The 25,408-nt window shown below is 52.1% G+C and carries 22 protein-coding genes, 1 pseudogene and 1 CRISPR repeat array; all 23 genes and pseudogenes read left to right on the top strand.

What is annotated here, in order from left to right:
- The first annotated feature begins 2 nt into the window (after positions 1-2).
- The 23 genes and pseudogenes from DPEP_RS12610 to DPEP_RS02485 all read left to right on the top strand — a co-directional run bounded on the left by DPEP_RS12610 (position 3) and on the right by DPEP_RS02485 (position 25,400).
- Positions 3-1,001, top strand: coding sequence for a PP2C family serine/threonine-protein phosphatase (locus tag DPEP_RS12610; RefSeq protein ID WP_198003020.1), 999 nt, complete (start codon positions 3-5; stop codon positions 999-1,001).
- Positions 998-1,381: a hypothetical protein gene (locus tag DPEP_RS02595; protein ID WP_005659318.1), complete on the top strand. Its 384-nt coding sequence runs from the start codon at positions 998-1,000 to the stop codon at positions 1,379-1,381. The genes DPEP_RS12610 and DPEP_RS02595 overlap by 4 nt, the downstream gene beginning before the upstream one ends.
- A gap of 74 nt (positions 1,382-1,455) precedes the next feature.
- On the top strand, positions 1,456-2,727 hold the full coding sequence (gene cmr1, locus DPEP_RS02590; RefSeq protein WP_005659316.1) for a type III-B CRISPR module RAMP protein Cmr1: 1,272 nt from the start codon (positions 1,456-1,458) through the stop codon (positions 2,725-2,727).
- Positions 2,724-4,457: a type III-B CRISPR-associated protein Cas10/Cmr2 gene (gene cas10, locus DPEP_RS02585; protein WP_005659314.1), complete on the top strand. Its 1,734-nt coding sequence runs from the start codon at positions 2,724-2,726 to the stop codon at positions 4,455-4,457. The genes cmr1 and cas10 overlap by 4 nt, the downstream gene beginning before the upstream one ends.
- The gene (gene cmr3 / locus DPEP_RS02580) at positions 4,454-5,638 is read left to right on the top strand and encodes a type III-B CRISPR module-associated protein Cmr3 (RefSeq protein ID WP_005659312.1); all 1,185 of its coding nucleotides are present in this window, start codon (positions 4,454-4,456) and stop codon (positions 5,636-5,638) included. The genes cas10 and cmr3 overlap by 4 nt, the downstream gene beginning before the upstream one ends.
- Positions 5,639-5,661: 23 nt before the next feature.
- Complete coding sequence (gene cmr4, locus DPEP_RS02575; protein ID WP_005659309.1) at positions 5,662-6,546, top strand: type III-B CRISPR module RAMP protein Cmr4; 885 nt, start codon at positions 5,662-5,664, stop codon at positions 6,544-6,546.
- A gap of 9 nt (positions 6,547-6,555) precedes the next feature.
- The gene (locus DPEP_RS02570; RefSeq protein ID WP_005659307.1) at positions 6,556-6,924 is read left to right on the top strand and encodes a type III-B CRISPR module-associated protein Cmr5; all 369 of its coding nucleotides are present in this window, start codon (positions 6,556-6,558) and stop codon (positions 6,922-6,924) included.
- 4 nt (positions 6,925-6,928) lie between these two features.
- Positions 6,929-8,002 carry a type III-B CRISPR module RAMP protein Cmr6 gene (cmr6, locus tag DPEP_RS02565; protein ID WP_005659305.1) on the top strand — a complete coding sequence of 358 codons (1,074 nt, stop codon included), beginning with the start codon at positions 6,929-6,931 and terminating at the stop codon, positions 8,000-8,002.
- 10 nt (positions 8,003-8,012) lie between these two features.
- Entirely contained in the window at positions 8,013-9,143 is a 1,131-nt protein-coding gene (locus DPEP_RS02560) for a putative CRISPR-associated protein (RefSeq protein ID WP_005659303.1), read from the top strand.
- Between the two features lie 121 nt (positions 9,144-9,264).
- Entirely contained in the window at positions 9,265-9,744 is a 480-nt protein-coding gene (locus DPEP_RS02555) for a hypothetical protein (protein ID WP_005659302.1), read from the top strand.
- 110 nt (positions 9,745-9,854) lie between these two features.
- Complete coding sequence (locus DPEP_RS02550) at positions 9,855-10,448, top strand: Synerg-CTERM sorting domain-containing protein (protein ID WP_005659300.1); 594 nt, start codon at positions 9,855-9,857, stop codon at positions 10,446-10,448.
- A gap of 104 nt (positions 10,449-10,552) precedes the next feature.
- Entirely contained in the window at positions 10,553-11,311 is a 759-nt protein-coding gene (gene cas6 / locus DPEP_RS02545) for a CRISPR-associated endoribonuclease Cas6 (protein ID WP_005659298.1), read from the top strand.
- Positions 11,312-11,351: 40 nt separating this feature from the next.
- On the top strand, positions 11,352-12,839 hold the full coding sequence (locus DPEP_RS02540) for a TM1802 family CRISPR-associated protein (RefSeq protein WP_274531996.1): 1,488 nt from the start codon (positions 11,352-11,354) through the stop codon (positions 12,837-12,839).
- A 5-nt stretch (positions 12,840-12,844) separates the two neighbouring features.
- Entirely contained in the window at positions 12,845-13,276 is a 432-nt protein-coding gene (locus tag DPEP_RS13625; RefSeq protein ID WP_005659295.1) for a TM1802 family CRISPR-associated protein, read from the top strand.
- Between the two features lies 1 nt (position 13,277).
- Positions 13,278-14,186 (top strand): type I-B CRISPR-associated protein Cas7/Csh2, encoded by a 909-nt coding sequence (gene cas7b, locus DPEP_RS02530; RefSeq protein ID WP_005659293.1) that lies wholly within the window; start codon positions 13,278-13,280, stop codon positions 14,184-14,186.
- A gap of 4 nt (positions 14,187-14,190) precedes the next feature.
- Positions 14,191-14,901: a CRISPR-associated protein Cas5 gene (cas5, locus tag DPEP_RS02525; protein ID WP_005659292.1), complete on the top strand. Its 711-nt coding sequence runs from the start codon at positions 14,191-14,193 to the stop codon at positions 14,899-14,901.
- Positions 14,852-17,095 (top strand): CRISPR-associated helicase/endonuclease Cas3, encoded by a 2,244-nt coding sequence (locus tag DPEP_RS02520; protein WP_083797488.1) that lies wholly within the window; start codon positions 14,852-14,854, stop codon positions 17,093-17,095. The genes cas5 and DPEP_RS02520 overlap by 50 nt, the downstream gene beginning before the upstream one ends.
- The gene (gene cas4 / locus DPEP_RS02515; protein ID WP_005659288.1) at positions 17,073-17,591 is read left to right on the top strand and encodes a CRISPR-associated protein Cas4; all 519 of its coding nucleotides are present in this window, start codon (positions 17,073-17,075) and stop codon (positions 17,589-17,591) included. The genes DPEP_RS02520 and cas4 overlap by 23 nt, the downstream gene beginning before the upstream one ends.
- Positions 17,592-17,595: 4 nt before the next feature.
- Complete coding sequence (cas1b, locus tag DPEP_RS02510) at positions 17,596-18,594, top strand: type I-B CRISPR-associated endonuclease Cas1b (protein ID WP_005659286.1); 999 nt, start codon at positions 17,596-17,598, stop codon at positions 18,592-18,594.
- A gap of 6 nt (positions 18,595-18,600) precedes the next feature.
- Positions 18,601-18,864 carry a CRISPR-associated endonuclease Cas2 gene (gene cas2, locus DPEP_RS02505; RefSeq protein ID WP_005659285.1) on the top strand — a complete coding sequence of 88 codons (264 nt, stop codon included), beginning with the start codon at positions 18,601-18,603 and terminating at the stop codon, positions 18,862-18,864.
- A 213-nt stretch (positions 18,865-19,077) separates the two neighbouring features.
- Positions 19,078-21,287: a CRISPR direct-repeat array (repeat unit 30 nt; unit sequence CTTTTGGATGTCCCTATGAGGAATGGAAAC).
- A gap of 127 nt (positions 21,288-21,414) precedes the next feature.
- Positions 21,415-22,964, top strand: a pseudogene (locus DPEP_RS02495) (IS3 family transposase).
- A 125-nt stretch (positions 22,965-23,089) separates the two neighbouring features.
- A complete protein-coding gene (locus tag DPEP_RS02490) occupies positions 23,090-23,953 on the top strand; it encodes a DUF3089 domain-containing protein (RefSeq protein ID WP_005659281.1) in 864 nt (287 codons plus the stop codon).
- 64 nt (positions 23,954-24,017) lie between these two features.
- A complete protein-coding gene (locus tag DPEP_RS02485; RefSeq protein ID WP_005659279.1) occupies positions 24,018-25,400 on the top strand; it encodes an HD domain-containing protein in 1,383 nt (460 codons plus the stop codon).
- The last annotated feature ends 8 nt before the right edge of the window (positions 25,401-25,408 follow it).

Genomic DNA, 25,408 nt, shown 5'->3' with positions numbered 1-25,408 from the left:
TCATGGGTTATTCGATCACTCTGAAGCTCTGGAACGGCGCTCACGCCAGGGCTATCGGCAGAGACCACGTCAAAAACGGAACGCCCTGTCAGGACAGGACCGGTCTCGTCAGGCGGAAGGGGGTGATATGCGCCTCACTGGCCGACGGGGCCGGATCCCGTCCTCTGTCTCATATTGGGGCCGAGGCAGCAGTGGAGGCGGCGGGAAGATCCTTGACCGATCGTTTCGACGAACTGTCTAAATTCAAAAAGAATAAGGCGGTGGAAGCTCTTTATCAGGACCTTTTGAGAGCGGTGAAGGCGGCGGCAGATAGGGCGGGTTTGTCGCTGGACGATATGGCCTCGACCCTGCTGGCCGTGGCAGTGAGGGGCGACAGATATCTGGCCTGTCACGTAGGGGATGGCGCCATAGTTCAGGTGTCCAAGAAAGGAGCAAGGATGCTCAGCGTTCCTGAAGGAGGCGAGTTCGCCAATCAGACCGTTTTTCTGACGGGAAAAGACGGGGCTAAAAGCCTGCGTCTCTACAGAGGAAAAGTATACAAGGGAACCAAGGGATTCGTTCTAATGTCCGACGGCCCGGCGGCCTCGCTTTACAGAAAGAGAAACGGAGCTTTTCATCCAGCCAGGGCCTGCGCCTCCATGGTCGATTGGTGTGCCTCCGCCGGAGAGAAACAGGTTTCATCGGCGTTGGAGCTCAATCTGTCTACATTGATAAGGGAGAGAACTGGCGACGATTGCAGTCTGGCAGTGTTAGGAGCTTCCATCATGTCTCCGTCGGAGCTGGCGCGAACAGAGGACTCCAGGCGGTCGGAACTCTTGGGAACGAACAGGAAAAACTATCACTGTACCCATATGGATTATCTTAGAGACCTGGAATATCGGGGCGAATCCGTGGGAACCAAGGATAGGGCCATAAAGCTCGAGGTGGCCAGGTCCACGGTAAGAAGGCATAGGGAAAGGCTTAAATGGGAAGTACTGAATATAAAGGAGGCGGCCGAGTGATCGTTTTAAATCTGACCCAGCATAGGGCTACGCCGGAGCAGGTCTTGGCGGGAGTCGTCGATCTCTACGATCAGAATGAGGTGTCGAAGCTCTTGACCTTCTCTGATGTTCCCGATCGATCCACCTTGGAAATGCGTGCGAATGCCATCGCCGATCTGGCGGTTAAGAGGGGAGTCCGTTTTGCCATGATCGGGGGGGCTCCATATCTTATGCCCTGTCTGGAGCGTGCTCTGCTCGATAGGGATGTCGTGCCTCTGTACGCCTTTTCTAAGCGTGAATGCCACGAGAGGCGTAATCCCGACGGGTCGGTGTCGAAGACCATGGTGTTTCGGCACGAGGGTTTCGTGAGTTCTGCTTCCTGTAGCGTTGAATTGAAGTAGGTTTCCCTTGGAATAAAAACGGTTGTGGTGTACATTTATAAAGTGGGTAAAAATGGAAGGAGTGTGACGACTATATGCGCTCTATAGGAAGTAAGCCTCCGGCCAAACCTGAAAGCAACCTTGGCGACGGAACGTTCGAGGAGACATACCGTATCTCGGTGGTAACCCCGATGTTCGGCGGAGGGGTTAAAGCGGGAGAGGTAGACGGGAAACACCCTGTTCGGGGAACGGCGATTCGAGGGCACCTTCGTTTCTGGTGGAGGGCGACCTGTGGCAGAAAGTTCAGCTCCTCCCAGGAGCTTTACCACAGGGAGTCCCAGATATGGGGGGATACGGAAAAAGCCAGCCCGGTGAGGATATCGGTATCAAAACACACTTCAATTGAAACTAAGGCTGTCGATCGGTTTAAAAATTTTGGCCCAGAGCAGTATGCCTTATTCTCCGCCAAGCAGAACGGACAGGAAGTTGCTACTGAAGGGCTTTCTTTCGATTTGAACGTCTCCGCTCCAGACTATATCGATGGATATCAGGATATAAAGAAAACTACTCCGATAAAGGTGTCTGTTAGAGATGAGGTCTTGTGTGCGTTGCGAGCCTGGCTTTCCTTTGGTGGAATAGGTAGCCGTACCAGGAGAGGTCTTGGAGCTTTGCATAACGATGGGACTGATCTGGGAGAGGACTATCTCTCAAATTGCTTGTCTGATGGCGTGTTTGCTAGCGTGTTGATATCAAATCCTAAGGGAGGAGCCATGGCAGCTTGGAGAGATTCAGTTGAGGTTTATCGATCCTTCAGGCAGGGTTTTAGAGGGGCTATTCATGAGAAAGTATTAAATAATGGCAAGGTGCTTCATGTTCCAGGTCGTACTTTTTGGCCGGAGGCCGATGCTATAAGAGATATTACCGGTTGCTCTACCCCAAAACACTCCGAGCCGATAGTCCCCAATGTCGCACGGAGGTCTTTCCCGAGGGCTCATCTCGGCCTGCCTATTATTTTCCAATTCGTTGATGGGGATAAAAATCGGGCTCGTTCGGATAGGGATCCTTCCCCAACAACCATAAAACCATCGGGTGCGGAGAGAATGTCCAGCCCCATTATCACTAGACCCATTTTTGTGGATGGTTCATGGCGTTCGGGCTTGTTTTTATTACCTCCTCCTTTTCTTAGGGCGTTGGATTTGTCTGGGAAGTGGGTAAGTCATGGCCGAAGTGAGGAGTTTAAGGATAGCGTGGAGACTTCTCTGGAGGATACAAAGGCCATGAACTGCAAGCCTATGGGAGGTAAGAACGTATTTGATGCCTTCATGGCCTACGCCAAATCTCAAGGTTTTCAGGAGGTGTCCCGATGAGCGGCTATCTGATTAACATATCCATCGGTCCCGTCCAGCCCTTTATCGCAGCCGCCAGGAGAACAAGGGACCTGTGGTTCGGATCCCGGCTCCTTTCGGAGATCTGTATGGAGACCGCCCGATCGGTCAGAGAGAACGGTGGTGTTCTCATTTTCCCCCAAAAGGACTCTCTGAACGTCTCCGACGGCAGAGACCCTAACGTTGCCAACGTCATACTGGCGGAGCTTCCCAATGGAGATCCAAAGGAAGTGGTCCGTCAGGCCAGGGAAAAGGCCCTGTCGGTCCTGAAGGGCTACGGCGACCAGGTTCTTGGAGAGTACGGAGAGCTGGTCAATAGAGATTTCTGGGACGATCAGATAGAACAGGCATTGGAGTTCTTCTCCGTCTGGGTGCCCTATGATGGTAAATCGAATTACAAGGATGCCAGGGACAAGGTGGGCCGCCTAATGGGGGCCAGGAAAAACTGTCGAGATTTTTATCAGCCCGGCGATCCAGATAAGAGACAGGTGGAAAAGTCGTCTTTAGACGGCAGAAACGAGTCGGTTTTTAAAGACAGACAACTCGTGGAGAAGGTCCTTAAGTCCGATATCTCTAAGCGACTGACATTGAGGCTCAAGTCATCGGAACAGCTGGATGCCTTGGGACTTATAAAAAGGGTAGCGAGCCCCATCGATGATTCGAAAAAAACGTTCCTTTCTGTCGATGATTTTGCTGCGTCTTCATGGATTGAAAAAGCCAAGCGACTGGCTCCCGAAGAGTACGGCAAATTTGAGGAAGCGTTGAGTAAGGTAAAAGGTCTCCTGCAGGGGGAGGCCGCCTTCCCGTCCAGAATCCTGGAGCTTCAGGATGAGATGAAAGAAGATCTCTCGGAGATCAAAGAGTGTCGAGAAAAGCTAGCTAAAAAGATCGGCGAGCCCAATCCGTATTTTGCGATCTTAAAAGCCGATGGGGACAAAATGGGTGCTGCCATATCGTCCATAAACGACCCGGAAGGACACAGGGTTTTCTCCTCCGATTTGGCCGGATTCGCCAACGAGGCACACAAGATTCTTAACAAGAAAGACAAAGAAAGGGTTATAAAAAGATGTATCTACGCCGGTGGAGACGATGTGCTGGCGTTCCTGCCTTTGGACAGCTGTATCGAATGTGCTAAGGCCTTGGCGGAGGCTTTCGAGAAGAGTTTTGAGAAAAGCCGCGGTTATTTTCCCAGTGATCGAGCACCTTCCCTCTCCGTCGGCATCGCAGTAGGACACTTTTTAGAACCTCTTGAGGATTTGCTTCGCTTCGCCGACGAGGCTGAGACTCTGGCCAAGGAGCCAGATAGAAACGGTCTGGCAGTGGTCGTTCGCTCCAGGGGCAACGCCCCTATCGCTTTTAGGGAACGGTGGGATCAATATCGTGGTGGTTCTCCCGTCGATGTGAGGCTGCGATGTTGGGCCGAGCTTTTCGAAGACGAGACGATCTCGTCTCGTTTCCCCTACGAACTTCGGAGCATGGTCGATTTCTACCGTAACTGGAAAGACAGCAAGATACTTGAGAAGGCCATCCCCGCGGACATAAAGAGGGTCTTAGGCAAAAAGAGGTTCCCCGACGGTACATTGAAGCCGATGGACGAAGTACTGGAAAAGAGGATAGAGAGCGTGACCTCCGTTGAAAAGCTTGAGAGCCTGGTGTCCGAGCTTCTCATCGCCCGTCACCTCGGGACAGGGCAGGAGGAGGACAGATCATGATTTCTACGATACGGATAATCCCTAAGGATCCTCTGATAGCCAGAGACGGCAGGCCTTTTTCCTTTGGAAACAGAATGCACTCGCTGGACTGGCCTAAACCATCAACTGTGGCAGGGTCTCTCAGAACCATGATTGGTAAGCTGGCTGGAGGGTCTTTCGACAAAAAAATGGTCGATGGTCTCAAGGCGATGACTATTTTAGGGCCTTTGCCGTTGGAATCCTCTTCTAACGGTGACTTTCTCTTCTTTCCTGCTCCCAAGGATATTCTCGTTCAAAAGGACAATGCTGCCGAAAAGAAAGGTCCGTTTATGTTGAGGCCTCGTCGTGTGGAGGATAGATGCGGTTCCTCTTGTGGGACCGATCTGGGCGAAGAGGAATATCTGCCTTTCATGGAGCCCGAACCTGAAGAGTCGTTCAAGCCTGGTAAGATCCCACCTTTTTGGCGTTCTGATCTTATGATCAAATGGCTTTTGGCCCAGGATGTCGCCTCCATGCCTAAAATTGATCCTAAGGATGAAAATTACAAGGCAAAAGGGAGCTCCCCGTTTAAAGATTTTCCTCGAAAGGAAGACCGTGTTCACGTATCCATAGATTCCCAAAAAGGGACGGCGGAGGACGGTATGTTGTTTTCCACCACGGGACTTGATATGAGAGAGCCGGGAATGTCCATGTCCCTTAGGGTTAAATGTGAGACCTACGGAGAAATAATAGGAGATTTGAGCGAACATCACCCTCTCGGCGGTGAGCGGCGGCTGGCCCGGTGGGATCGGTCGAAAGACGAGGCCCTGTGGAGCTGTCCCGACGAAATTCTAGATGCCCTGAAGGGCCTTAGGCCCGGAGACGGTATCCGCATGGTGCTTGGAACATCGGCGGTCTTCGAAAAAGGATGGCTTCCCGGATGGCTGGACGACGATAAAAAGGGAAAAATTCCTGGAACCTCTGTTGAGGTTCGTCTGATCTCCGCCGTTACGTCCAGATGGGAGCCTCTGTCCGGATGGTCCTACGAGACGAAGCGTCCCAAGCCTTTATCCAGGATGGTCCCGGCTGGAAGCGTCTACTTTCTCGAACTTTTAAGTGAAGATGCCTCGGAACTTGCGGAAGTTTGGCTTGAGCCCGTCAGCGATGAAAAGCTGTACAAAAACGACGGTTACGGACTGGCCTTGTGGGGCCTGTGGAAATAGCAGACGAGGAGGACGTACATACCATGAAAGATAAAACATCCAAAAGTTACTGGATCCATGCCCTTTCCCCGCTTCACGTAGGTTCAGGCAGAGGAGTGGGCCATATAGACCTGCCCATCGCCAGGGAAAAGGTAACAAACTGGCCCTACATCCCGGGTAGCGCACTCAAAGGTGTGATAGCCGATCATCACGATGCCTCCGCCGGAAAGGGCCGAGAGGATTGTGCCAAGAAGAAAGCCGCTTTCGGCACCGCCGGAGACGATAGCTCCAACGCCGGAGCGCTGGTCTTCTCCGACGCCCGAATAGTCTGTTTGCCGGTTCAGAGCCTATACGGAACCTTCGCCTGGTGTACGTCTCCAATGGTTTTGAGACAGCTTATCAGGGATCTGACCGGAATAGTCCCGGGCCTGGAGGATCTGAAAGTCCCCTCCCTGTCCGGCGAAAAGGCCCTTGCCTCCAAGAAGACCGTTCTCGGCGACGATACCCTCTACCTTCAGGATCTGGACGTCCCCATGGAGGGCTGCGACTACGTGGGCAAATGGGCGGAGTTCCTGGCGGGACAGGTCTTTCCGGAGGACGAAGGTTGGCGTGGTGAGTTTGACAAACGGTTCGTCGTCCTGTCCGACGAGGTGTTCAACTACCTTTCGGAGATGGGAACCCAGGTCGACGCAAGGATCCGCATCGATCCCGAAAACGGCGTGGTCGCCACCGGTGGGCTTTGGTACGAGGAGGCCCTTCCCGCAGAGGCTGTTCTGGCCGGTATGGTGTGGTGCGATAAGGTGACAGTAAAGGGAGTCTCCGAGGACGAGCTAGTCAAGGGGTTCTGTTCCGGCAAGCTGTGCCTTCAGGTCGGAGGAAAGGCCACAGTGGGCAGAGGCAGGGTATCCCTGTCCTTCCAGGAAGAGTAGGTGACGACCATGACAGTTACCAGAGAACAGTGCTTCGCCCAGAGGGCCTTTAAGGCTGTCAGCGATAGAATCGACGGATTTGGCGGATCCGATAGGGATAAGAAGCTTAAAGAGTACAAGAGCTTCGTTCGATCCTTCCCCGCTCTCATCCAAAGCTGTGGTCTCGCCCAGGCACTGGCCTTCGCCATATCGAAAAATCACGGCGACGTCGTGGAGGACCTGATGGCAACGCTGGATCACCAGGGCAATAGCCAGGACTTTCAGGAATCGGTCAGGACCTGCCAGCTCAGGGACTACATGAGAAAATCCCGGGAGGCCATGGACGCCGCCGGCTGGGTCAAGAGGTACGCCGACGGCCTTATCGAGGACAAGGAGTGATCCCATGAAAGCCATGAGGGAAGCGATCGCCGGACTTGACCGGTCGAAAATCTCCCACGGAGGGCTCTTTCTCCAGCGTTATCTTCCGGAACAGAAAAACTCCGATCAGGGAGATCCTGCGGTGTGGGATGCTTACTTCGATCTGGCGTCGAACACGATAGGCAAGGGGGACCTCTACAGAACCGCCTTCTCCCGCTGGGAGAGGTCCTGGGCCGGAGAGGGCGGGACGGTCTCCATAAACAAGTTCAAGGTTAAAGACAGACTGGTCTGCGGGCTAGGAGGAGCCAGCCCCACCGAGACGGGGCTCACCCTTCACCACACCTACGGCACGCCGGTTATACCGGGAAGCTCCATCAAAGGTGTGGCAGCTCACTACTGTCACAAGATCTGGGGCGAGGCGGACGACTCTTTCAAAGAAGGGGGAGAGGCCCACTCGGTCATATTCGGGACCACCGAGGACCAGGGGCACATAATCTTTCACGATGCCCTCATAGAGCCTCTGGGACGGAAGGTCTGTAGGGACATAATGACCCCTCATCATCAAGATTACTACGGAGATAAAGGGGGATCCGCCCCGACGGACTTCGATTCTCCTGTCCCGGTATCCTTCCTGTCGGTGTCCGGTTCCTTTCAGGTGGTCATAGAGTGCGACGATCCGTCAGAGGAAGGCCAGGAGTGGCTGAGGCTGGCAACCGAGCTGGTTAAAGAGGCGCTGGACAAGTGGGGTGTAGGAGGAAAGACCTCCAGTGGCTACGGAAAGCTCAACTGGGAGGGCGAACTTCTCCCTCCCGAGCCTCCGAAGGAAGATCCTCTAGCCGAAGGCAAGACGGTAACGGTCCGCAGGATCCCCTCTACCAACAAGAAAAAGGCCGACAGGCTCGAGTTCTCCCTGGTAGAGGACGGCGAGGTAGTCCGATTTGAGGATAAATCGGCGGCCTGCCTGGCAGACAGTGATTTTCAGGCTACGATGAAGGAGGCAGTGGAGATGGGGCAGGATATAACGGTGGAGGTCGCCAAAAACGACCTAAAGGCCAAGCCTCCCAGGCTTTACGTCAAGCCCTTGGATCTCCCTTCCTGAGGATAAAACGATGAGGGATACCATATTGATGACCTGCGGAACCAGTCTTATCGGGAATGCGGGTAGAGCGATAGGAAAAGAGCTTGCCTCTTCTCCGGACAGTTTGCTTCGGTGGCTGAGGACCTTAGATGTCAGCGATAAGTCCTGCGGTGCCGAGATCAACGGACTGGCTTGCATGATAGAAGAGCTTCCCGACACATTGGATCCTATAGAGGTCATCCTGTATGTATCGGATACCGACGATGGTATATTGGTCGGTAAGGTGTTGGAGACCGTTATTCCGGAAAAATTCGATGTATCCAAGGTCAAACTGGTCCGAATCGAGGGGCTGAACCCCAAACATCCCGATACTTTCAGGCGCAGAGGACTCAGAAATTTGGTGATGCGTCTAGCGGATGACGTGAAACAGAAGGGACGCCCCAGGTGCATAATAAACGCCACCGGGGGATTCAAGGTGGAGGTCGGTCTTGCTCAGGAACTGGCCTCTGCAGTGGGGATACCTTCCTACTATAAGTTCGAGTTCTCCAGTAAGGGGATGCTGGTCCCTCCTATGCCTGTCGGATTGGACATCGGCCTTTGGCTTCGTTTGAACAAGAGCATGGAATCTCTAGAAAACGAGCCCCTGCGTAAAAGAGACCTCGATAAACTGATGGAACCCATATGCGACGAGCACGACAGAGAGCGTTTCTTGATGCTTTTGGAGGATGTCCCTCTGGAAAAAGGAGATCGTCTTTACGATATATCCGCCTTAGGGGAGTTATTTCGTGTTCTAGCTCGGAACGCCTTCTGGGAGAGGGAAGTCGATTTTATGCCTCCTCCCGTCTCTCCTGACGAAAAAGCCGAAAAGGTCCAGCACTCCAACTCGGAGGAGCATCTGCTTCACTTCGAGGCCAGACACGGCATAGGAGAAAAATTGCTGGAGATCCCTTTCGTGTCGAAAGTCCGAAGCCACTATTATAAAAAAAGTGGCTGGACCATGAATCGCTGCCATGTCAAGGACAGATCCGAAAAGGAGCTTGAGGTGGAGTGGGGCAACGACATGGGGTTGATAAAGTATATCCTGACGGTTCCTAAAGCCAGGGGAGAAGAACAACTTCAGGCCGCTTCTTTGCACATATCGGAAAAATTGAAAACTCTGTAGCGTCTTTTATCACATCTACCGGGGGTCTCTCGACAGGTTCGAGAGACCCCCGGTTTTTACGTCTAAGAAGGATTCTAAGAGAATAAATATAAGGCAGGCCACGAAAAAAGGAGGAATCACCATGCACGACGAGATAACCAAGATGAGGAACGAGCTGCCCACCTACCTGGGAAACGCCTATGCGGAACACCTCATGATCGTAACCAGATGGAGCTCCATTTTGAAAAAGAGCGCCGTTCGGGCCTCTCTGAGGGACTACTTCAAGGCTAAGGACGATCAGTACTGGGAGTCTCTCTACATGTACTGCCGGAACAAGAAGATCCCTTGGGTTCCCGGATATCTTTGCCTCAAACTGATGAAGGCTTTCGACAAGGCTTTGGATAACAGGATGAACGACGTCCGTCTTCTCAACAAGGCTTTCGTCTCTTCCAGGGAGCTTGCCGCTGCCTTTGGAAAGCCCTATGTCGCCGAAAAGAGCGAGGTCGAAGATCGTCCCTATGTAGCCGGTTCTAGACCTGTATCTTTGCGTGCTGCCTCCTCTTGCCGCAGGGGTCCCCTCCCCAGCGAGGCCGGATTCTGGGAGGACTGGGATTACGAATAGGAGGTGATCGCCCTGAACGGCTACAGAGCCCCTCCATGGAACGATGACCCAAACTGAAGGAAGCTTGAAAAGGAAAGATCCGTATCTATATAACTTAAGGAGTGATACAAGTGAATAAGCGCAGTCTTTTCGCCGTCGCCGTCGTGGCCTTCGTGTTGACCGCCTCGGTGTCTTGGGCCGTGGAGCCCTATCTGGCCCGGGGAAACTGGTATTTCTCCGGCAAGGGCACCGGAACCGTCGCGGGGTCCTCTGAAACCATCACCGCCACCATCACCGGTACCGCCGTGGTCATTTCCACCGGCGAGGCCGGAGACGAATGGATCACCAATTTCTCCGAACGGTCCACCTGGAGGCTCTCCAGCACCAACGGCTACAGCAACACCTACACCCTCAGCGAGAACATCCCCATGAGCTACCATAACACCGACAATCGCTACGTTTTCTCCGACAGTGGGCTCACCTGGGACTGTACCATCCTCGACGAGAACACCGCCACCATGACCTGCAAGGGAACCACCGTCATAGATGGATACAGGGCTACGGTCAATATCAAGTACAACGCCAGCAGGAACGCCACTCCCGATATCCCCGACACGCCGTCTCCCTCTTCATCCGGAGGCGACAGCGGTGGAGGATGCTCCGTAGGGGCCTTCTCGCCTCTTCTGGGGTTGTTGCTCGTCCCGCTCGTCCTTTTGCGTCGCTAGGATAGAACGACCGATCAAGGGAGGGGTAACCCTCCCTTGACTTATATCAAACGAAGGAAGATTATGGTCTTTGGATGTCTCTTAAAAGAATTGGAGGTAAGGATATGCGTTTGGATTTGCATTTGGTGCCTAAAAGGGGAAAGACCATAAAACTCCCCAAGGAGAACCTCTACATGGTGCAGGCCATGCTCTACGGTCTTTTTGAAAAATCCTTCGCCGAAGCTCTTCACGACGTGGGGTTCAAGCACGATAAAAGGCGTTTCAAACTCTTCGCTTTCTCATGGCCGAAGGGGCAGGGACGACCTCGGTTGGATGGTGGGTACATAAGTTTCACCGCCCCTCTTACCGTGGTGGTCACCTCTCCTATGAACAGAATCCTGGAGCAGATCTCCGGAGGGGCACTCTGTGGGGGAGATCTGAGGTTAGGTCAGAACGAGCTGGAGTGTTCGGACGTCAAGGTCCATCGTCCCAAGGTCGAGGGCAACTCGCTGAAGATCAAGGCTCTTTCTCCCATAACCTGCTACACCACCGATCCCGCCGAGGAGGGCAAAAAGGGCTACGTCAGATATCATCGGCCCGACGAGGACGAATTTGTCAGGCAGATAGACGGCAACTTGAGGAAAAAATTCTCCCTTATGTATCCCTCCAAGGAGATACCGGCAGATCCCATAGGCCTCACTCCATTGGAGGATCCAAGAAAACAGGTTGGGCTATTTCGCCCGAAGGATACAGTTCCCATAGTAGGTTATTGGGGACGGTACAGGCTGGAAGGCCCGCAGGAACTTCTTCAGTTGGCCGTCGACGCCGGGATAGGTGCCAAAAACCCCGGTGGCTGGGGATGCCTGGAGGTTCCGGAGAGGTGAGCGGTTTTTTCGTGAGAAAGGAGGTAGTGTTTTGGGTTTTGTGGACGCAGTTAGGGATCTAGGGCTTTTAGCCTCAGGGAGTTCCACAGGGGAAGGGTTGGACAGCTTTCTCCAGCTTCCCTTGCCGATTATCGACGACGAGGACCGGAGAGGTAAGGTTATCCGAGTGTGGATGAGGGCTTCCGATCCCGATGGAGACGTGCTTGAACTGGAGGGGATCTCAAGGATCGATCTGGTGGACTATATGTCCGGGGAGGGGGGTCTCGACGATCACAAGAGAAAGTATCTTTACAGAGACCCTGTGGGATCCAATACGACCTGGGGTTTTTCACCGATCTATAAACTGGGTGCACCTAAGGGAGACCTTGAAGCTCGTGTCGTGGCATTGGTGGGCATTGCCGATGACGATGGGTTTTTGAGATGGAGGGAGGATAAGGACACAAGGTTCTTTAAGCTGGAAAAAAGGGTCTTGGGCGACTATCAGCTTTCAGGTAGATTTACGCAGGGATCTCTGGACGGGATCCTCAGGGACCTGGAGTCCAAAGTCCATGAGATAGCGGAACTATGGGAGGACAAAAAGCGATCCTACATCCTTATGTTTGGTCTGGAGAAAAACGGCAAATATCTTTACCCCGGGGAAGCCAATGCCTTTAAGGGCTACTTTGAGGATAAGTTCTCAAAAGTATCCGGAGATAGCGGTAAGGCAGGTAAGGGCAAGGGAGAGGTCCGATGTTCTATGTGCGATCAAAAAGGCTCCTCTTCCGTGAATTTGGATAAGATCTTCGCCTTTGCTACCTTCGATAAGGCCAGCTTTCTGCCTGGACTGGACAAGAAAAGCGAGAGCAAGGTGTTCCCTATCTGCCAGGGGTGTTTTGCCGCCCTCTCCTCGGGCAGGGAGATCCTGGATAGGGCCTTTACGGACAGACAGACCGTTAGAGGGCTGAACCTTTACGTTGTTCCAGAGCTTACTTTAGGGTCGGATAAACTGGCTATGGCTTCGGAGCATACCGCCGATTTCGTCAGAGACGGTCTAAAGGTAGAGGATAAGGTATTCAGAAGGTTGGCCAGACAGGACGATTCTCTGGTGCTCCACTTTCTCTTTTGGGAGAAAAATCAGGCCCAGGAGATACTTCACCTCATGGTGGAGGACGTTCCTCCCTCCAGGCTAAAAAGGCTAGAGGATCTGTGGATAGAGTCTTATCGCCACTTCCTGTGGAACTATATGGAAAAGCCTGTGTTCGATCCCAAGGAAATCGATCTGGATGTGGGGTTGAAGGTTATCTATCAGGTCATGACCTCTCTTTCAGGCAAAAACGAGCAGGACAAAAAGGTCATGGTGAGCAGGATATTGGATCTGCTTGGGCGACTTCTTTCAGGAGAGCTCGTCGACGTTACGGGGGTAAAGCAACTCATGGTGTCCAGGCTTTACGGGCTGTGCTCCAATCCCGAGTGGATTCGCTACGGCGGTAGCGAAATGCGGAAGATGTCTGCGGTGATAGACTTTTTGATCAGGGCGAACAGGAGGTAGACGGTATGAATTTCGACTTTTTTGACGGATTTTCCGATCCCTACATGAAAACCGACAGCGGAAAAGGAATTTTCGTCGCAGGGATAGTGTTGGGAATGGTGGCTAGGGGTCAAGGCGGCGGGCAGGACGTGGACGGAACTCCTCTCTTTAAACAGCTGAATTTCGGCAGGATAAAGAAAAGAGACATAGCGAAGCATATGTCCCGGGTCCCCGAGCTTGTCGGAGCATATCGACTCAAATACGGTAGGCTCATAAACGCCCTTGCAGCCCAAGGTGGGGAATTGCTGTTGGCGGGCAACGAGAGGGAGATTGGCGTAGACGGCAACTTCGCCTTTTCCGTGGCTTTCCTCAACGCCAACAAGTATTTTTGGTCTATTTTTAAGAGCGATGCCAAGGATATGGATGACGATCAGGTCGATATGAAAGGAGATAACTAATATGAGCTTTAACGGCAGACGGGAATATCTTTTCGTTTATACGGTGAAGGACGCTAACCCCAACGGAGATCCTTTGGACGCCAACAGCCCCAGAAGGGAGGAGGAGACGGGGCAGATAATGGTATCCGACGTCAGGGTGAAAAGGACCGTAAGGGACCAGTGGATCAGGGAGGGTAAAGAGGTTTTCGTTGACGGAGAGACCAAGACCCTTAATGCCAGGGTGGACGAAATCAAGAAGCGCTTTTCCGTCTCCACCGGAAGGGAGGCTCTCGCTAACTGTATAGACACCAGGCTTTTTGGGGTTACTTTCGCACTTGGGAAAGAGTCTTTTTCCTGGACTGGCCCTGTTCAGTTCAAGTGGGGAAGGTCCCTCCACAGGGCCGAGCCTAAGCTGGTTCAGGGAACCGCTGCCTTCACCACCGGAGAGGGAAAGGAGCAGAGGTCTTTCCGAAACGAATATATCGTCCCCTTTGTGGTTATCGCGGACTACGGTATCGCTAACCAATACGCCTCCTCTCAGACCGGGGCCACAGACGACGATCTGGACTGCCTCAGAGAGTCTCTATGGAAGGGAACCATAAACCTCATCACCAGGAGCAAGGTCGGTCACTGTCCCAGATTCCTCCTGGAGGTGTCCTACATGGACGGTTTTGACGGAGCGGTTGGGTCTATGGACGAAAAGGTCGAGCTGAAAAACCCCGATGGCAGCCCTATGTCGGAGGACCAGCAGCTCGCTCTGAGGGCTCCCGATAGCTGTTCTATGGACATCTCCCGCCTGGCTGGCAAACTTGTGGCGAGGGAGAAGGACGTGAGGAAAATCCGGGTGATCACCGATAAGGAAATTCCCGTCGTCGGCCTGGACGAACTTTGCGATACCTTCGGGGAGCGGATCGTTATAGAGACGAGGTGATCCTGTGGCTACGGTCTTCGATGTCACCTCTCCTATGGCGATGTTCAGAAAGCCCTACACGACGACCTCTTCCGTCTCCTACGCCTTCCCGCCTCCTACTGCTGTGGCGGGATTGATATCGGCTATTTCGGGGATATCGAACGGTAGCGATAAGAGTGGCTGTGGCGCCCAATATTGGAAAGACCTTAGCGGAACCTCTATCGCCGTAGGGATAAGAGGTAAGGTCTCGTGGATGAGCCAGGCTCTCAATATGTGGAACGTCAAAAATCCCGGCAAAAACGCACATATTCAGGTGAAGCATCAGTTTGTCGCAAGGCCCAGATACAGAATATACGTATCAGGGGGTATCGAGGATAGGCTTGACGGTTACCTCAAAAGAGGGGCCTTTGTCTATACCCCTTGCCTTGGAACGGCCTATGCCCTTGCGGATTTGGAATATGTGGGCAGGTTTGGTTCGGCTTCCCCTGATGGCGGTCCTCTGGCTTTGGATACGATCGTTCCCTGGACGGATGGAATGACCGTAGATGTTCTCTCCAGCGGAGGAGCCTTTAAGGAAAGGGTTCCCCTTCAGTTCGATGTCGGGAGGGGCTTAGTGAGAGCTTGCTCGGTTATCTACTCTCCAGCGGGCGATGGAAAGGTCGTAGTAAAAGAGAGGGGGGAGCTTGATGTGTCTCTCTGCGGGGAGGACCTGGTCGCCTGGTTCCCTGCCTGGTGATCTTTTCAGCCATCCTGATCGGTCTCTTACAGACCATTTGGAGGGCACGACCTCAATGGCCCTTGAGCTGGCCCGGAGGTTTCGTATCCCTATAGAGATTTCTCTCCTTGAAGGTGCGGCAATGACCCACGATCTGGAGAAAGCTAACCCACTTTTTCAGAGCTATCTTTTGGGCAGAAGCAGGACAGGCGTTAACCACGCCTGTCCCTCCTCCTGTTTCTCCTTGCACCTTACTGGATCTCTTTGGGCAACCGAGGCTGTCCGAAGACACCACACTCATATGGTGAACGCAAAAGACTCAAAGCAATTTTGGATCGCCAGGGAGGACTCTCTCTCCGAAATTCAGGGTCATATGAGCTCGGTGATTCCCTCCTGGAGGAGATGGATGTCTCAGGAGGATTGGGAGGATTTTATCGATACTCTGTGGGAGCCCCGGGTCTCGGAAGGGGATTGGCTGACCCTGCGTAGTCTACTCTCTCTTCTCGTCACCGCCGATCGAATGGACGCCATAGGGGTCAGGTCCCTGTTGGAAGAGCCTTTTCCGGCCTTTTTGCCTATCGATTTTTCCGTAAGAAAACCCACCTCGGTGGATTATTGGCGGTCGGAGGTCCACGATGAATGCCTCCAAAGTTCCCGAGGGATAACCTCCCCAGGGCTCTACACCCTGACCCTTCCGACAGGAGCTGGAAAGACAGTCACAGGTCTGGAGATCGCCTATGAGATAGCTTCCAGGAACGGATATAAGAGCATAATCTACGCTCTGCCGTTCATCAGTATCATAGAGCAGAATTCATCGGTGGCTAAAGAGCTTTTCGGCATCGAATCTGTTCAGGAGGATCACAGCCAGATGATCTCAGGCAAGGAGGTGCCGGATGACGACGATGTGTACTCTCCCTGGGATAAGATGTCTGTTCTCTTCAGGTATTGGAGATCTCCGGTGATTCTGACCACCATGGTTCAGCTATGGAACTCTATATACGATCCGAGAGCTAACTCCTCGATGGACTTCCACAGATTAAGCCGGTCGGTGGTGATAATGGACGAACCTCAGGGAATCCCCCCTAAGTTTTGGTCCGGTATGGGAAAGACTCTGGATTTTCTCAGCGAAAAGCTGGGGACCTATTTTATCCTGATGACCGCCACCCAGCCTCAGATAGGAGAGGGCATAGAGATATCTCCTAAGAGGTATCACTTCCCTAACGTAAGACATCGTTATAAGGTCTTAAAAGATAAGTTTCCCCTTGACGATTTACCGGATCTGCTTTTTGAAAGTCTACCTGTCGCCAGGGGGTCGGGGCTTGTCGTTTTGAACACCAGAAAATCGGCCATAAGGACTTATAACCTGTTGAAAGAACGGCTGGAAGGGGATGTCTACTTCCTCTCGGCATGGATGACCCCTATTCACAGAAGAAAGGTTCTCAAGAGAATAAAGCAAGCCCAGCTATCTGGGGAACCCTATTATCTGATCTCCACCCAGGTCGTCGAGGCCGGTGTCGATCTCGATTTCGACTGGGTATTTCGGGATATGGGACCTTTGGACAGCGTCGTCCAGGTTGCAGGGCGATGCAACAGGCACGGTGATCCCAGCAGAATGGGCAAGGTGCTTGTGGCGGAGATTATCGCTGAAAACAAGGTTCCCTACTGTTCCTATGTCTACGATGATGTGCTTCTTGAGAGGTCCAGGAGAATTCTCAGAGATAGGGGGAATTTCGACGAAAGGGACATACCTCAGATAGTGCAGACCTACTACGGGGAGATTATGGACGGAATAAGTTTTTCTCCTGTATGGGAAAAACTTCAAAAAGGCTTGTGGGGACCGGAGGAGAAAGAAGAGCTTATCCCAAGAGACTTTAAGGGGTTTAGGGTATTTGTCGAGCTGGATCAAGATATTCGCTACATCCTGTTACGCCTTCGGGACGATAAATGGACCCTTGAGTCCCTCGATGAGAAAAAGCGACTGGCTAAGATCACCCAACAGTATGCCATAGAGGTCCCCATCGAGGAATTAAAACAGTGGCGGGGGGAATTGGCCCGCTTTTTGACGGAAGACGACATCCCTCCTCTGGGGCCGTTCTTGGGAGACGATAGTTGGTTTCTGACCAGTGCCGCTGTGGGAGATATCTACGATGACCAGGTGGGGTTCGTGCCGGTCTCACTTTGGGGAGGAGGTGATGGCGGTGCCCTGTTTCTCTGAGCCTCCTAGGATAGGTGGAACCCTTGTGTGGTATTTTTCCATCTGCCACAGGGAGGTATGGTTTATGTCTCATGGGATAGAGCCGGATAGAGAGGACGACTTTTTGGTCATGGGCAGGCTGATCGACGAAAACTCCTATCGCAGAGACAGACACTCCGTCTCCTTCGGTGATAATCGGTTCGACATCGTAAAGGTTGAGGACGGAACCCTGGTCGTCGGTGAGGTCAAAAAGAGCAGTCGATCTATAGACGCCGCTAGGCTTCAATTGGCCCACTACCTTTACGATCTCTGGAAGGACGGAATAATAGCCAAAGGACAGTTGCTCTTTCCTAAGGAGAAAAGGCGAAAGGAAGTGGAGTTGACCGAGGAAACCAGGCATAGGCTGGACGGAGTGTACGAGGAGATACGGGAAATCGCCTGTATGGCAGCCCCGCCGAAAGCGGTAAAAAACCGTTTTTGCTCCGTCTGCGCTTATAGTGACCTTTGCTGGAGCTGATGCTATGGGAAAGACAATATATATTTTCTCCGCCGGAGAGCTTAAGCGTAAAGAGAATACGGTGGTTTTCGAGGGAGAGGACGGCAGAAAGTTTCTCCCCGTCGAGACCACCGACGAGCTGATGATCTTTGGAGAGGTGTCTTTAAACAAGCGATTTCTGGAATTTTGTACCGTCAGCCATGTGCCATTACACTTCTTCAACCATCACGGATATTACCAGGGCAGTTACTCCCCGAGAGAGTTTTTGAACTCTGGAGCAACTATACTTGCTCAGGCAGCCTGCTACCTGGATCATGAAAAAAGAGTTGACATAGCCCGTAGAATTGTCTGTGGGGCTATGGAGAACATGGCAGTTGTGCTGAATTACTACCGTCGGAGGGGTAATGAATCCCTTGTATCCATGCTTTCCAATATCGAATCCTACAAGGGCAAGCTGGATAAAAGCGATTCCGTAGCGGAGATTATGGGCCTTGAGGGAAACGGTCGAGAGGCATATTACAGTGCCTTCGACCACATCACCGGAGGGGGTCCCTTCGCCTTCGACGTAAGATCTCGTCGTCCTCCTCAGAACAGGATGAATGCCTTGATCAGCTTTCTAAACTCTATGTGCTACGTCACGGCCCTGTCCCAGATATACCGAACCCACCTGGATCCTCGGATAGGATTCCTACACGAGACCAACTTTCGCCGATTCAGCCTAAACCTGGACGTAGCGGAGATATTCAAGCCAATCCTTGTCGATAGGATTATATTTTCCCTGATAAACAAGAAGGTCATCCAGGCCAAGCACTTCGAAGACGGCCCCTCCGGTGGGATCTACCTTCAGGAGTCAGGGCGGAAGATAGTGGTATCGGCCTGGGAGGAGCGGTTGCAACAGACTATCGACCATCCAAGGCTCAAGAGAAAGGTAAGCTATCGGGGTCTTATGAGGATGGAGGTCCACAAGCTGGAGAAGCACATACTGGGGGATCAAACCTATGAGCCTCACATCTCTGGGTGGTGATCGCTGGTGTTTGTTATAATGATATACGACGTAGGAGAGAGACGAGTCGCTAAGATGTTGAAAATAGGGCGAAAGTACCTCAACTGGGTTCAAAACTCCGTCCTTGAGGGCGAGCTTTCCGAGGGGCTTCTTGCGAAACTCAAGGCGGAGGTTAAGCAAAAAATAGACCATGAATCGGATAGCGTTATATTCTACACCTGGAGAAGTGAGAGATATACAGCTAGAGAAGTCATTGGAATAGAGAGAAATGAAATAAACATTATTGTATAGATACCGAATAGTCTCTGTCGATCTCCGATGAGGTAAAAACTACGGGGGACTGACAGAGACATGTTTTTTTGCGTCCCATACACTTGAATTCAGTGGTAGCATGGTGTAGAATAACCTCAGTCGTCGATTTTTTATCTATTTTGCAGGGGTATTTAAGAGGTTTTGTCGATATGATTAAACGCATAAACCCTTGTAACCACTCAGCTCCTGTGGCTTTTGGATGTCCCTATGAGGAATGGAAACACAACGACGTGAACCAGTTCGCCGGAACAGACCTCCTTTTGGATGTCCCTATGAGGAATGGAAACGAGAAGGTCTTGACCCCAACAGAATTCGTAATTCTGCTTTTGGATGTCCCTATGAGGAATGGAAACAGTATCTCTCTCAGGAGGTCAACCTCCCTGTGTATGCTTTTGGATGTCCCTATGAGGAATGGAAACGTTCATGGACAACGAGCGGCGCTATGCACCAGAGGCTTTTGGATGTCCCTATGAGGAATGGAAACGCTTCACCAGCGTCTGGTCAATAGAGTCGGCCAACGCTTTTGGATGTCCCTATGAGGAATGGAAACGATCACCGGACTCGAATTTTAACTTAGGGACAGAAACTTTTGGATGTCCCTATGAGGAATGGAAACGTCAGAACAGACCGTTTTACCCTGACGGCATAGTCCCTTTTGGATGTCCCTATGAGGAATGGAAACTACAAGGGACTTTGGAGCATCAAAGGGGTTAGATGCTTTTGGATGTCCCTATGAGGAATGGAAACCCCATAGCGTCGTGGTATGCCCTACACTCTTCTACGCTTTTGGATGTCCCTATGAGGAATGGAAACACAAAACGGGCATAGGTGGGATCGTCGTCTTCCTTACTTTTGGATGTCCCTATGAGGAATGGAAACCCGGATGAGAACCTCTCCGGTCTCGGGGGTGTACCCCTTTTGGATGTCCCTATGAGGAATGGAAACTGGACAACGAAGCTATGGACCTCTTCACCGGTTTTCCCTTTTGGATGTCCCTATGAGGAATGGAAACGGTCCTTCCATACAACAGAAGCATAGCTTCCTTCCCCCTTTTGGATGTCCCTATGAGGAATGGAAACCATGTACAGAAGCCCATTAGGGGTTTCTTCGTAAGCCTTTTGGATGTCCCTATGAGGAATGGAAACGTCGTTTCCTCAGCCATTCAGGAAGACTCCGCCCCACTTTTGGATGTCCCTATGAGGAATGGAAACTGCCCCAAAAACTCCACACCTGAACATTCACACACAACTTTTGGATGTCCCTATGAGGAATGGAAACTTCTATCCCCGGGGTAGAACCTTCGGCCTACGTGGACCTTTTGGATGTCCCTATGAGGAATGGAAACGTCCTATAATGGCTATGGCGGTGTATCCTAAGATTTTCTTTTGGATGTCCCTATGAGGAATGGAAACTCTGGTCGTTATATAGCCTCATAATTAATTCCTCCTTCTTTTGGATGTCCCTATGAGGAATGGAAACAGATTACTGGTATTGATATTAGGAGGATAGGATAACTTTTGGATGTCCCTATGAGGAATGGAAACCAGGATCGTTCCACGAAACTATAGCCACACTATGTCCTTTTGGATGTCCCTATGAGGAATGGAAACCGACCAGCTTTCTGTCAATCCTAGTGTGCATATTGCTTTTGGATGTCCCTATGAGGAATGGAAACACAATCAAATAATCACGTAATCTACCTACATCTATCCTTTTGGATGTCCCTATGAGGAATGGAAACATCCGAAAGGGTGCCGAGGCACCCATGTGGTGCCGTCTTTTGGATGTCCCTATGAGGAATGGAAACGTAATCATGGTAAGGGCGGAGGAGCTATAGAGGAGCCTTTTGGATGTCCCTATGAGGAATGGAAACCGAGTAAGGTAGGGCGGTACAAGGCGTTTTGGTGGGTCTTTTGGATGTCCCTATGAGGAATGGAAACCAGAGACAAGCCGTACTCTTTGTTAATATCCACTTTCTTTTGGATGTCCCTATGAGGAATGGAAACTTATATAGTTACGACTTCCTCACCACGCCATACTCCTTTTGGATGTCCCTATGAGGAATGGAAACGAGGACCCCACACAGCCTCTGGAGACGACGATCATGCCTTTTGGATGTCCCTATGAGGAATGGAAACGGTCGTCCCTGATCTCCCGGAGATAGCCTTCTGCCCCCTTTTGGATGTCCCTATGAGGAATGGAAACTTTGGAAGTAATGAAGGATATCCCAGATGGTAGTATCTTTTGGATGTCCCTATGAGGAATGGAAACGATTCAGCTAACATAGGTAAGGACACAAAAATAGGGCTTTTGGATGTCCCTATGAGGAATGGAAACTTACTATCTATCGAACTTTTGGATGTCCCTATGAGCTTTTGGATGTCCCTATGAGGAATGGAAACTGAAGCTCGCCCAAGGTCCTCAGGTTGGCGGTCAACTTTTGGATGTCCCTATCCCTACCTGCCAAAATAGGTGTCGCATGATAGACTAGTTTAGCGAGTCGAGAGAGGCTCCCTGGAGGTGCGACACATGGCGAGGTACAGCAAAGAACAAAAAGAGGCAATCAAAAAGAGAATGATGCCGCCGGAGAACATGTCCATACCTAAATTATCGAAAGAGACTGGCATAACGGTGACAACCCTCTACAACTGGAGAAAAGAGCTCCGTGCGTCCGGCAAAGCAGCTCCCTGCGACGAAGATAGACCGGATAGCTGGAGTTCCAGAGACAAGTTCCTCATAGTCCACGAGACCTACACCATGAACGAGGAGGAGCTGGCCCGGTACTGCAGGGAAAAAGGACTGTACGTCGAACAGGTTATAAGCTGGCGAAACTCCTGCGAGGAGGCAAACGATGGCCAGAGCCTCAAGGTCAGGGAGCTTATGCATGAGGTAAGCCAGGTAAAGAAGGATCACAAGAAGCTGGCACAGGAGCTCAGACGTAAGGACAAAGCCCTGGCTGAAGCGGCTGCCCTGCTGGTATTGAGAAAAAAAGTCCAGGCGATCTGGGGGGAAAACGAGGACGACTGATCGGTGCCTCGGATCGCCGTAAAGCAGTAGAACTGATCGAAGAAGCCGTATCGAGCGGAGCTACCCAGGCTAAAGCCTGTAGAGAGGTCGGCATCACTGAGAGAACCTTCCAGAGATGGTGCAAAGAGGGCCAGGTAAAAGAGGACCAAAGACCTCACGCTCCCAGAAAGACGCCTCAGAAGCTATCGCAAGAGGAAGAACGAAAGGTACTAGAGATAGCCAACAGCCCGGAATACGCCAGCGCACCGCCAGCCCAGATAGTGAACGATCTACTGGAAAAAGGCATATACATCGCCTCTGAATCGACATTCTACAGGATACTCAGGAAACACAGACAGATCAACCATAGAGGCAGAACGGCGGCTCCGGTAAAAAAACCTATAACAACCCATAAAGCCGACGGTCCTAACCAGCTGTGGTCCTGGGATATAACTTACATCTGCGGACCGGCCAAGGGCCTGTTCTACTACCTGTACCTCATAATAGACCTCTACAGCAGAAAGATAGTCGGCTGGGAGATCTACGACGAAGAATCAGGAGAACTGGCGTCGGAGGTGGTCACCAAGGCGGTCCTGTCGGAAAAGATCCGCCTTGCCGATAAACCGCTGATCCTGCACGCCGACAACGGAAGCCCCATGAAAAGCGCCACATTGAGGGCCACCATGGAAAAACTGGGAGTACTGTTCTCCCACAGCAGACCGAGGGTAAGCAACGATAACCCCTACAGTGAATCGATCTTCAAGACCCTGAAATACAGACCTGCCTTCCCCAGTGGAGGCTTCAAGGACATAGAGGATGCGAGAGCCTGGACCTACCGGTTCGTGTCCTGGTACAACCATACCCACCGTCACAGCGCCTTAAACTACGTGACGCCGGAGCAGAGGCATAAAGGAAAAGCCCCGGAGATACTGGCGAAGAGGAAGAAAACCCTGGAAGAAGCCAAAAGAAAACACCCGGACAGATGGAGAAACAGACCGATAAGAAACTGCTCCATCGAGGAGACGGTCTATCTGAACCCGGAGAAAGAGCCCCGGGAAAAGCGCAGAGACTGAGTTAGTCCAATTCGATCTTTTTGCGACATCTCGCTTGACAGGCTCCGGCTTCGGCGGAACAGAGCTCGCCGGATTACAAAGAGGACTTCGCTTGGGTTTCCAAGCCGAACAAGCCGGACAAGCCTGTGGACGTGTTTTACGTGTATCCGACGATCTATATGGACAAGGAACCGTCGAACATGGACATATCCCGGAAGGACCTGCGGAGCAACGCCGAGGGGCTGCTAGTAGCCCAGGCGGGGGTTTACTCTCCATACGCTAATCTGTTCGCCCCATTCTATCGGCAGCAGACCGCCGCCTCCCAGAGCATGGAGCCCAATAACGGCGGCCGAGACGCCTTTACCGACCCTATCTTCAGGGTTGGCTATTCCGACGTGGAGCGGGCCTTCGATCACTATGTCGAGCATCTGAACCAGGGGCGCCCTTTCATCCTGGCCGGACACAGTCAGGGATCTATGGTCATAGTGGAGCTTATGCGCAGGCGTATGGCAGACCCTAAACTGCAAAAGCAGCTTGTGGCGGCCTACATCATCGGCTACACGGTTAAGAAAACCGATCTGGAAGGGTATCCTCAGATGAGGCTTGCCGAGGGCGAGACGGACACGGGGGTCATAATCACCTATAACACCCAGGGTCCCGATGCCGAAGGCTCTCCCGTTTTGTTGACCGACGCAGTTGCGGTCAATCCGCTCAACTGGAAAACCGACGCTACCCCCGCGTCGCGGAAGGATAACTCCGGGGCCGTCTTCTTCAACGATTCGACCGGCGATGTGGTCGAGACCATTCCCGATTTCTGCGGCGCATACGTTGATACCGATACGGGAGCTTTGATAGCCACGGACATAAGAAGCCCTGAAAAGGTGGATCTGGTGAACATGGGCCGCTGGCCGAAAGAGGTCTACCATCGTTTCGACTATGCTTTCTTTTACGAGAACCTCAAGGCCAACGTAAAGAAGAGAATCGACTCCTATCTGTCCATCGACCGGTAGCCTTTGAGGCTGTAGAGGCTATAATCGAGGTGAGCGTCATAATATATGCCTTGGGGGAATAAAAATGAATCACGATGGCTTTTTGGACATAGATAGTTCCGAAGGAGGGCTTATCCGAAGGCTCAGGGAGATGGATCCCTCCTTGGGAGCCTACCTGGAGAGGCTCATAGAGGATCGTTGGCCTCAGATGTGGCTGGGCGATCAGATAACCGAGGTGGCCGAACGGGGCAGGCATCATTCCAAAAAACTGATGGAGATCGCCGAGGCCCTTCTCTCTGTTCTGGACCGGGATGAAAAGGGTTGTGCCTCGTTGTTCATGGACGAGCCCCTTCCTCTGGCCCTTCTGATCGCCTCGATCTACCTTCACGATATAGGCTATACCGCCTTGGTCTACCCGATAGACCCCGATGAGGCCAAGGATACCGGTGCCTTTCCCTTTTCCATGTTCCCTTCGGCGGTTTCAGAGGTTCATCATCTTCTTTCCTCCGAGCTGATCTCCCATAACGGAGAAAGGCTGTTTCCTCTTCCCGAAGACGTCGGTCTGGAGTTGGATCCGGATGTCGAGGGAAATCTCATGGAAGCGGTAGAGGTATTGAAGGGATTCCTTCCTGATATCTGCGCCAGCCATAGAAAGTACGTTCAGCTGGACAGAACCGTCGATTTCAAGAAGAAAAAAGCGGTCTGGCAGGTAGGCAAGCTTTTAATGGGTAAGGAGCGTTTCAAGGATACCCTCACGCCCCTCGATGATAGGTTGGATTCATGCGGTCGTCTGTTCGGAAAGGAGGGGCCTCTTGGTCTGACCAAGAAAAAGGCCCTTACCGTTGCGGCGCTTTTGAGGGTTCTGGACGGCTGCGATCTTCAGTCCGAGGGAGCCTTCGACGAGGGGCGTCTGAGGCAGTGGTTTCAGAGGACGTCGTACGAGATCGAGTCGTTGGAGATTCAGCTCGACATGTTCGATCGGGATCTGAAAGAGCTCATGGTGAACCTGGAGGGCAAACCGATCTCCGTGTACGATTGCGTCAAGGCTATCTGCGACGACGTGGAGGATTTCAGCTTCGAGAGGGTGAGTACCAAGAGGGTCGGACGGATCTGCAACGCCCTCTATCCTTTCGTGTTCAAGACCCTTAGGCGGCTGAAGGGGAAAAAGGGATTCGACTGTCTTTTCAAGCCCGATAGTCTTCCTGTCGTGCAGGTTCTATCGCTGGTGGACCGTCTTGTTTTCAAGTGGGAGGGGTTCCTGGCCTTTCATATGTCCGGATTCGTGGAGGGAGTTTCGTTCGTGTCCGGAGAGGGCGATTCCGGCGACATCGGCGTTCGTGTTGATTTCAAGAAAGATGTGCCTGTGGAAGGCGAGTTGACCTCTTTTGCCGAAGGTCTCGCGGAGGAGATAGATAGGACCGGTGGATACCTGAGAGATCTCGGGCTGTCCGTGATCTCCGAGAGCTGAGGTTTTAT

Source organism: Dethiosulfovibrio peptidovorans DSM 11002, assembly GCF_000172975.1.
GTDB lineage: Bacteria > Synergistota > Synergistia > Synergistales > Dethiosulfovibrionaceae > Dethiosulfovibrio > Dethiosulfovibrio peptidovorans.
The sequence above is the reverse complement of the archived record's forward strand: the minus strand, read 5'-3'. Positions and strand labels throughout refer to the sequence as shown.